This window comes from Anaerobacillus sp. 1_MG-2023, assembly GCF_030547345.1.
GTDB lineage: Bacteria > Bacillota > Bacilli > Bacillales > Guptibacillaceae > Guptibacillus > Guptibacillus hwajinpoensis_B.
The window spans coordinates 1-8,828 of record NZ_JAUORD010000025.1 but is presented as its reverse complement, the minus strand read 5'-3'; the positions used below and the strand labels follow the sequence as shown (position 1 = coordinate 8,828).

9 protein-coding genes and 1 pseudogene are annotated in these 8,828 nt (G+C 35.3%); 5 read left to right on the top strand and 5 right to left on the bottom strand.

Translation table 11 applies throughout. The features are described from left to right. A partial coding sequence (locus Q4550_RS22925; protein WP_303536435.1) for a hypothetical protein occupies positions 1-570 on the bottom strand: 570 nt, incomplete at its 3' end. A gap of 226 nt (positions 571-796) precedes the next feature. On the opposite strand from Q4550_RS22925, the gene Q4550_RS22920 reads away from it, so the two are divergent. Next, positions 797-1,342 carry a sortase gene (locus tag Q4550_RS22920; RefSeq protein ID WP_303536432.1) on the top strand — a complete coding sequence of 182 codons (546 nt, stop codon included), beginning with the start codon at positions 797-799 and terminating at the stop codon, positions 1,340-1,342. A gap of 440 nt (positions 1,343-1,782) precedes the next feature. On the opposite strand, the gene istB (Q4550_RS22915) is transcribed toward Q4550_RS22920, so the two are convergent. Both istB (Q4550_RS22915) and istA read right to left on the bottom strand, forming a co-directional pair. Further along, positions 1,783-2,547 (bottom strand): IS21-like element helper ATPase IstB, encoded by a 765-nt coding sequence (gene istB, locus Q4550_RS22915; RefSeq protein WP_194221838.1) that lies wholly within the window; start codon positions 2,545-2,547, stop codon positions 1,783-1,785. After that, on the bottom strand, positions 2,544-4,115 hold the full coding sequence (gene istA, locus Q4550_RS22910) for an IS21 family transposase (RefSeq protein WP_303536427.1): 1,572 nt from the start codon (positions 4,113-4,115) through the stop codon (positions 2,544-2,546). Before istA ends, istB (Q4550_RS22915) begins: the two co-directional genes overlap by 4 nt. 1,071 nt (positions 4,116-5,186) lie before the next feature. On the opposite strand from istA, the pseudogene Q4550_RS22905 reads away from it, so the two are divergent. From Q4550_RS22905 to Q4550_RS22895, 4 genes and pseudogenes are all read left to right on the top strand, one after another. Next, positions 5,187-5,378 (top strand): annotated as a pseudogene (locus Q4550_RS22905) (response regulator); the annotation flags it as partial. Positions 5,379-5,381: 3 nt separating this feature from the next. Next, positions 5,382-5,741: a histidine kinase gene (locus Q4550_RS22900; protein ID WP_306558562.1), complete on the top strand. Its 360-nt coding sequence runs from the start codon at positions 5,382-5,384 to the stop codon at positions 5,739-5,741. Next, complete coding sequence (locus Q4550_RS24655) at positions 5,729-6,043, top strand: sensor histidine kinase (RefSeq protein ID WP_369290142.1); 315 nt, start codon at positions 5,729-5,731, stop codon at positions 6,041-6,043. The genes Q4550_RS22900 and Q4550_RS24655 overlap by 13 nt, the downstream gene beginning before the upstream one ends. A 35-nt stretch (positions 6,044-6,078) precedes the next feature. Beyond that, complete coding sequence (locus tag Q4550_RS22895; protein WP_303536424.1) at positions 6,079-7,014, top strand: response regulator; 936 nt, start codon at positions 6,079-6,081, stop codon at positions 7,012-7,014. Between the two features lie 640 nt (positions 7,015-7,654). Here the strand turns inward: Q4550_RS22895 and Q4550_RS22890 are convergent. Continuing rightward, positions 7,655-7,912, bottom strand: coding sequence for an LPXTG cell wall anchor domain-containing protein (locus tag Q4550_RS22890; protein WP_303536419.1), 258 nt, complete (start codon positions 7,910-7,912; stop codon positions 7,655-7,657). A gap of 24 nt (positions 7,913-7,936) precedes the next feature. Continuing rightward, on the bottom strand, positions 7,937-8,692 hold the full coding sequence (gene istB / locus Q4550_RS22885; protein WP_303536417.1) for an IS21-like element helper ATPase IstB: 756 nt from the start codon (positions 8,690-8,692) through the stop codon (positions 7,937-7,939). Positions 8,693-8,828 lie beyond the last annotated feature (136 nt).

The window sequence follows — 8,828 nt, the reverse complement described above, 5'->3', positions numbered from 1 at the left end:
ATTTTCTGTACTTTCATCTGATTGAGAAGTGCTAGTTTCCTCTACTTTTGAGCCTTTTGATTTTTCTAGGCTGAATAATACCGGAAGATCCATCACCTTTCCAGAATCAGTAATAAAAGAAAGTGTATGATCTGGCTGATTACCAATTTTATCTTCATTCCACGTGAATGGAAGGGCAATGGAACCAGCTTGCTCAGAAGTTACTTCACTTAATGTAACTACTAATTTGCCATTTTCAGTGGAGTATGTACCTGCTAACGTACCGTCATCTTTAGATAGCTCCCCTTCGTTGGCTGGTGCTTGTATCTGTCTTGGTAGCTTTATTGAAAAAGCATTTTGCTCGGTTACTTGATCTGGTGTCGTTTGCCAATCAATTATCACCTCACCAGAACTTGTAGGATCGACTTCTATGTTTTCATCTATCTTCTGCTGTTTGTCGTCCATTAATGTGACTTGCGAAAAAACATCTTCACCAGCAGCTTCTGTGTTAAGTGAACCACCCAGTCCAGAAATGGCCGGTTGGAAGATTAAGCAAAAAATCAATAAATAAAGACTAAGCTTTGTCTTCATTGCTTCCCCCTTGTATATAATATTTGCTATACTTTACCAATAAAAAAAGTATAATAGAACTATTGGTAATAATATAACCTCCTAACATTTAAGCATATTTACCTATTTTCGACAAGCCAAAAAACGACATTATATTTAAAAATTCACATCTAAACCATATAATTCGACTAAAAAAGGTGGGGTTACTATCTCTAGAAAAATCATCTATTTCGCAATTATTTTAGGATTGGGATTTGTAACGTATGGCGTTACGTCCATTTATTTAACAGATAAAAGACAAAACGATACTTTAACCTTTGCAAAAGAAATGTTAGACGACCCAAAAACGGAAATTGAGAATTCCGAACAACAAATAAATACAGAAAATAATCTATTCCACCAAGCAGACATTATCGGCGTACTCGAAATTCCAGCCCTTCAAGCTGAAATGCCTGTATTGGAAGGGACGTCAGAGGAACAGCTCTCAAGAGGAGTAGGCCATTACTCGAAAACAGGTATGCCTGGAGACGAAAGGCAAATCCTTCTTGCTGGTCATAGAGAAACAAGTTTTCGAAAAGCAGGTGATTTAAAAGAAGGAGATCACATTAAACTTCACCTTCCATCTGGCACTTCCACATACATCATCGATAGTTTTCGTATTGTTAAAGCGGATGATCCAACAGTCATTGAGACGAGTGGTTCTAGTGAATATTTATTGCTATCGACTTGCTATCCATTTCGGTATGTTGGGAATGCACCTGAGAGGTATTTAATTAAGGCAGTGCCGGATTAAGAGTGAATTTGCGTTTTTGCTGATTCATTAGAATTTTATACGGAAAATATATATTCCAAACCAACAATAAAATCTGGGTATCTAATCGAAGAATGATTAGGTACCCAGATTTTACTTTACATTGTTCATATTCCCTAATCTTTGCCTCTTTGTTAATGATAATGTTCTTTTATTTTAGTTATCCGAGCACAGATGTTTTTATTTATTCGATAAAATTCTACTGATAACGAGTGATATCGAAAAAACCTCTTCTCGAAGAGAGATAAAAACAAGCTTTATGAACAAACCTAAACATTTTATATGTAAGTATACCATCATCGTTTTCAGTTACTTCCTTCACACCTCGCTCTTTTGGACTGGCAATTGTCAAATGTTAGCAATATCACTTTCACCGGCAGAACCACTGTGACCGTCAAGTAGAATGACACAAGTTCTGCTGATTAATTTGAAACACTTTGTTCACCAAAAATCGTTTTTCTATGCTTCATTCTCCAACTGTCTTCATTTAAATGAATAATCTCTACTCGATGTAAGATTCGGTCCAAGATAGCTGTCGTAATCGCTTGGTCGCCCAATAGTTCTCCCCACTCTTTTGGCCCCTTATTTGACGTTAATATGATCGAAGTTTGATTGTATAGGTTGTTAATCAGATGGAAAAACATATTCGCTTCCTGCTTATTCATCGCCATAAACATCAAGTCATCTATGATAACTAAATCTGCTTCTCTAATTCGCTTCATCCTTGTTTTCGATTTCCTCGTGATTTCTTCTGTTTTTAACGCTTGAATAAGATCTCCCATGGTCGTGAAAATCACCTTATAACCTTGATTTAATGCTTCAATACCCAGACCTATCGAAAGGTGGGTCTTTCCGACACCTGGCGGTCCAAGAAAAATAATGTTATAGAGCTGCTCAATCCATGTTAAATCTTTTAATTGATTTAACTTCTTACTACTTAAGGATTTTTGCTCTTTTACGTCATAATCATCGATCGTATTATGGAAAGGAAAAGTCGCCCAATTAAAACGTTTCTCCAGCTGTTTCTCATCTCTGCGATTTTGTTCATAGGTGGCTAGATCTAGGAGAAACTGAGTAAAGGATAAGTCCTTTTTCTCAGCTTCTCTGATCAATTCGGGCAACTGATTTGCCGTCTCAGCTAGTCTTAAAGACCTTAGTAAATCTTGTACTTGCTGGAACTGACTCAATTTGCCTCACCTTCTTCCAATAAAACCGTATAGGTATCTACGTTTCTTTTTTGTGCTTCTGTTTCCATCATCCAACCAGATACGCTGTTTAATGGCGAAACAATCTCAGCGTTATCATTTGGTGTCTCATGATCCTGTCGTTGTCGCTGAAGATATAAAATGATATCGCTGAAATCTGTTGCACTGTATAAGTTTCTTTTTATACATTCTTGTAGAGCTGCCGTTAGAATCTGTGCGTTTTGTTGTTTTGTTTCTCTTAGGATCATGTGTAGCTGATCGCGAATATATCGTGGATACTTCTCACGAAGTTTATCCAGGTAATCAAACGCCATTGTTGTTTCTTCAAACCGATTAGCTACGTTATCTATAAAGGCATCGATCCCTTTTGTACGATCTCTCGTATGCTGTCGATCTTTCATTAGCTGACCTTTCCCATCCGGGATCTGATGTTTGGCTAGAAGTTCTCCTGTCTCACGGTGATAGATTAAGAGATGTCGATCATCTGTTTCCTTGATTGAGATAGTTTCATATTTATGAAACGTTCCCAATGGAAGAGAGTACCTGTTAGACAAATACCGTATGGTATTGTCCTTACGCACGCTTCTTGTTATACTGTTTTCATAATTGTTTAGGAAATGGACATTTCCTTTGACTGGTCTTAAGTGTTGCTTTTCCAAGGAGAACACTTCGACCGGTCTTTTTTTTGTTGTATTGTGGATTTTATAGTTACCTGTTCGATGTAACCATTCCCACCCTTGTTCATTCCACGCATCAATATTCTGGAACACTCTATGTTTGGCGAAATTGTACTTGATAAACCCGACCACATTTTCGATCTTTCCTTTGCTTTCTGGATCAGCTTTACGACAAACCCGTAGGTTTAATTTCCTCGTTTCTCTATATTGCTGAAACTCTTTCGTCAAAATAAGATCGCCACCATTTTCGCTCACCACTATAAGGCTATCCTGGTCATAAACTAATTCTTTTGGAATTCCACTGAACCATTGAAACGCATTTTCATGTGCCTGAATGACATCTTGAGTGGTAAATGGTCGATCTAACCATTCCTGATATTTATATCTTGAGTTAGACAAAACAAAGGCAATAAAGTTTAGCTTCATTTCTTTATTATCAGATGTTTTTTGTTTTGTATGACCAAAATCAACTTGAATCTGCTGCCCCATGGGTAAATCAGGTATCGCTTCGTATTCTCTTGGTGACGTTTCTTTCGTTATTTGATAGTCTTTCCGTAACTCTCTTACGAAAGCACGAACCGTGCTCTCACCAACTTTAAGATCTTTGTGCCTCTCCATTAACCAATCTTGTACCTGGGCTGCTGTAAGATCAGGATGCTCATTCAACCAAGATAAGATTAACTCCTTATAAGGGTCTAGAATCTTCTTTCTTGTTTGTAAGGATTCTACCCATACGGCCATGTCCGAAGGAGATTTCTTAAGGTGTCGATAGACAGTCGATCTTGATACTCCTAGCTTGTTTGCCACTTTAGACTTACTAAACCCCTGTTTGATTAGCTGTTGAATTTCCATATACATTTCCCACTTATCCACCTTTGTTCGGCCCTCCATTGATCTATGATATAAACTATCTAATCATACAATGGTAGAGCTTTCTATTTAACTGGTATATTAGGGTAAATAAGTGTTTCATCTTATATAGCGAAAACTGTCTACTTTAGTTTAGCAGTCACAACCACTCATAAGAGCATCACAAACTTCACCATAACTCTCAATTACATCATTTCCTGAAGGAAGATCACCCCTAATTTTATACCAGGTATAATCTTTATAATCTTCCTCTATGTTATTTAATACTTAATATATTTCTTTTATATTCCTATTTTCTCATGATGGATAGAATAATTTACTTAGCTAAATGAGAGAAAAACTTTTTATAAACAAAAAAGATGGTCAATTTTTCTATATGCGCAACACTCATTTATTGTAAAATAAAAAATATTCAATCTCCTTTAAACGTTGTCAAAGTTATTGTTTCGACATAAAATCCTACTAATTATTCTAACTAGGGTTAGGAGAGAACAAATGCATAATTATTAGACAATAAAGGTGATAGTCGTTGTTATATCAATAGTATACTTGTTAATGTGAAGGAGTGGTTTAGTTATATTTTGAAAAGAATCTTGTATAATTACTATTCCTATAGCAAAATTACATTCCTTATTTAGAAGAATTTTTTGGTTTAATTTTACATAATGTATAGATTTTGATAAGTTTTTAGAGTTAAAATATGATTTTAACTTTCATATTTTGAAAATAATTTGTAATAAAGTTAACAATGACAGGATGCAATTGGCAGAGAAATCAGTTATAGATTTAAAGAATTATGATTTCAAAGTGGCAAGGAAGATTAGATTTCACTAAGAATTGCTAACACACTTTAAAACCGTTCCTCGGAATCGAGGGTCTTCCATACATTGAAAAAACTAATATTAATAATAGAGAGGTCGCATCAACTATTAAAACTAACTACTCAAAGATTTTACTTGTCGATAATAGTCTAATTCATTTAAAACTTTATAGAGAAGGTTTAAATAAGTACAATATAACTACAGCCTCCGATGGTGAGGAGGCTCTGAAATTAATTAAAAAAATCATTTTGATCTTTTGATAGCTGATGAAATACTTCCTTCCATATCCGGATATACATTAACTAAAATTATTCGGGAGAAGTATTCAATAATTGAGCTCCCAATACTATTAATCACAGAAACAAATAGTCCTGACTATAACAAAAAAGTTTTTTCAAAAGGGGCAAACGACTTTCTATCTAAGCCAGTTGATAAGAAGGCATTAAAAATGAAAGTTTATGCATTAACGGAACTTAAAAAGTCTGTGGATGAAAAAATGAAATACGAAATTGCATGGCTTCAAGCACAAATGAATCCCCACATTATTTTTAATACTTTAAATACTATTGTTTCATTAAGCGAAAAAGATCATAGTCAAATGCTTAGACTATTAGAAGAATTCGTAATCTACTTAAGGAACAATCATGACATTTTCAACACAGAGTCGGTTATTCCTGTAGCTAAAGAGCTTGAGCTTATAAAATCATTTCTGTTTATTCAGAAAGAACGTTTCGGAGATAGAATTCAAGTGAAGTGGGAGATAGATTCTTTAGACTTTAAAATCCCCCCTTATCCATTCAGACCTTAGTAGAAAATGCAATTGTACATGGAATATTAAAAAAACCAGAAGGTGGAGAAATTATTATTCGAGTAAAGAAGCGATCATCAGGATATGAGGTTTTTATTGAAGATAATGGAATAGGGATGACATCAGAAGTAATAAATGATATACGTCACAAAAACCATAGTATAGAGTGTTTGGAAGATAGAGGGATTGGATTAATGAACACAAATAGAAGATTGAAACAGCTGTTTGGCACAGAATTAAAAATTTCTAATAGAAGAGTTGGCTCGGGGACCACAGTATATTTTACAATTCCAAAGGTTTAAGAACCCAGAATCTTTAGTATGAGGAGATATTGACTATGAAAGTTATCCTAATAGACGATGAACCATTAGCGCTGGATACTCTTGAATCTAAATTAAATAGTTTAAATGATATAACAATCGTTGAGACATTTCTTTCGATAGATTTGAATGAGAACAATAGTCTTATTAAAGAGATTGATTGTGCTTTTATAGACATTGAAATGCCTGGAACCAATGGTATCGAACTTGCCGAAATGTTGTTAGAAATAAATCCTGGATTATTTATTGTTTTTGTTACAGCCTTTAAGAAATATGCCGTTGAAGCATTTGAATTGAATGCAACAGATTTTTTGTTAAAACCCATATATCAACAACGAGTATCAAAAACTATCCACAGAATTAAAGAATATTATAACCCCACCCCAAAAAATGAACAGCATAAAAACGAGAGCACGCTTCTTCTCAATTTATGTGGGGATTTAACCTTTAATTTAGACCACCATGAATTAGATAGAGTCAAGTGGAGAACAACTAAAGCCCGTGAGCTTTTTATCTATCTAGTTCAAAACCACGAAAAGCCTATACCTAAGAATGAACTAATGTTTATGCTTTGGCCGGACTTTACTATCGAGAAAGCTTCTGCACAGTTATACACTTCTATTTACCAAATTCGAAAAACATTAAAAAGATTTAGTGATTATATAACAATTAAAAGTATACAAGACTCTTATATTCTAATCATGAAAAACGTTAAAATTGATATCATAGAATGGGAAAAAGGAATTGAGTCTCTACCTTCTCTGTCTTCGAATTCTATATCTAATTATGAAGAGGTCATGAACATTTATACCGACACTTATTTAGAAAAAGATGATTTTCTATGGGCGGATTCGGAGAGGTATCGCACAAAAAAACATGGCATAAAACAGCTTCAGAAATGGCTATTTACTATTACAATAATGAAAAATTCGGAAAAGCCGAGGAATGGTTAACTAAAATTAGCGCCTTAACTCCAGAAGATGAAAGTTCACAATTATTGTTATTGAAAGTTCTTGCAGCACGCGGATATAATTTTGTTGTTGACCAGCAATACTACCAGATAAGTCGCACAATGGTTGATTTAGGCGTAGACATAAGTCCTGAAATTGAGAGGTGGTATAAAAAATATAAAATGAAGGTTTCCTCTCGAAATAATGAATTCACAACTTCCGCATCACTTAGTCTAAAAAATTAAATTATCTTTCGTAAGCCCACTTAAAGAATAAAGATATTTCGCTTCTTAAATTCCAATTGACCTAATCTTCTCTATATAAATATTAACTAGTAAAGGAACTACAAAAAAAGTGTTATTATAAAAGCTGATTTATTGACAGTTAAAGAACATGAGTTTAATAGCACATGTATTTCATCATGACTCGACATAGATTATTTCCATAATAATATATTCTTCACTAAAATAAGGGAAATATTTATTTTCCCTTGAAACATAATCATTAAGAGATCCCAATTATTGCTTAATAATTTGAATTAAATAATTTTTTTTTAATAGGTCAATACCTGTTGAGTATTTCGAGTGTAAGAAAAAATGTCCCGAAAGTCTTTGATAAGACTTTCGGGACTTTCCTTTCTATTTTATACATTACTCTTTTTTCTTCTGAACACATACAATAGAACGGCTACTCCCATGAGAACTATACCAATCAATGTGAAACCGAAAGTTCCCACTCCGTCTGTCTCTGGAATGACCCAGCCAGGTTTTGAGTTTTCCACGGTTACAGTATACTCTGAGTATTGCGGAACGAAAAAGCCACTTGTGCGAAGTTTTGAGCCATCAATTGCGGAGAATGGAGCCAGTGAATGCCTAGAAGAGAGCCACCGGGTAAATTTCACTAGTGACTCTCTTCTTTAATATGGTCAACGAGGAGCGACTAAACTATGCCTTTCACGCATTGATATGTGGCCATCGATTATTATTTTATAAGAGTCATGTACAATCCGGTCAAGAATCGCATCAGCTACCTGGGCTTGTCCGAGTTTGGAATGCCACCCTTCGGGTGAGAACTGGGAACAAAAGATGGTAGAAGTCCGCTTGAGCCTCGCGTCGATAATTTCTAAAACGTGGAGCACTTGATCTTGAGACAGCTCACTCAGGAGCCATTCATCCAATATCAATAAATCAATCGATCTGTACTTTTTAATCAGTTTGCGAAAACTTCCATCTGCCTCATGTTTGGCAACTGCGAGTTCATCCAATAATTCGGGCAATCGGATATATATCACCTTGTAGAACTGCCGGCAGGCCTGAATGCCGAAAGCATTTGATATCCATGTCTTTCCATTGCCTGAAGCGCCCATAAGGATAATATTATGATGCTTCTGAAGATAGGTGCCGGACGCCAGCTCTAAAATTAACTGCTTATCCAACTTACGGTCAGCGTGATATTCGATCAGTTCAACGGCTGCGCTCGAGTCATCAAATGTGGCTTGTTTAATCAATCGGTCCAGCTTATTCGATCTTCTGCGATCATATTCTGTATCCACCAATAGGTTAAAACGATCATCAAAATCCATGCCTTGGAAGTCTTTATTTTCATTCTGTAGTTGATATAACTCCGCCATTCCACTCATCTTCATGTCCATTAACTTTCGTAAGGTTTCTTGGTTAATCATTTTTTATCCCTCCCAAAATAGGTAGCGCCTCTGGTAAAACCATAGTCCTCTGTTTGCGTTTCTCCAACTAGCTGTTTGTTCACTTGCTTTTTCTTCTGCCTCTCCAAGATACTTTTAAGAACGGCAACAGTGGGAT

What these genes read in the sequence shown, in the direction of transcription:
- Q4550_RS22900 (WP_306558562.1), top strand. Translation starts at nt 5,382, where the DNA reads ATGAAAGTTTATGCATTAACGGAACTTAAAAAGTCTGTGGATGAAAAA.
- Q4550_RS22895 (WP_303536424.1), top strand. Translation starts at nt 6,079, where the DNA reads ATGAAAGTTATCCTAATAGACGATGAACCATTAGCGCTGGATACTCTT.
- istB (WP_303536417.1), bottom strand. Translation starts at nt 8,692, where the DNA reads ATGATTAACCAAGAAACCTTACGAAAGTTAATGGACATGAAGATGAGT.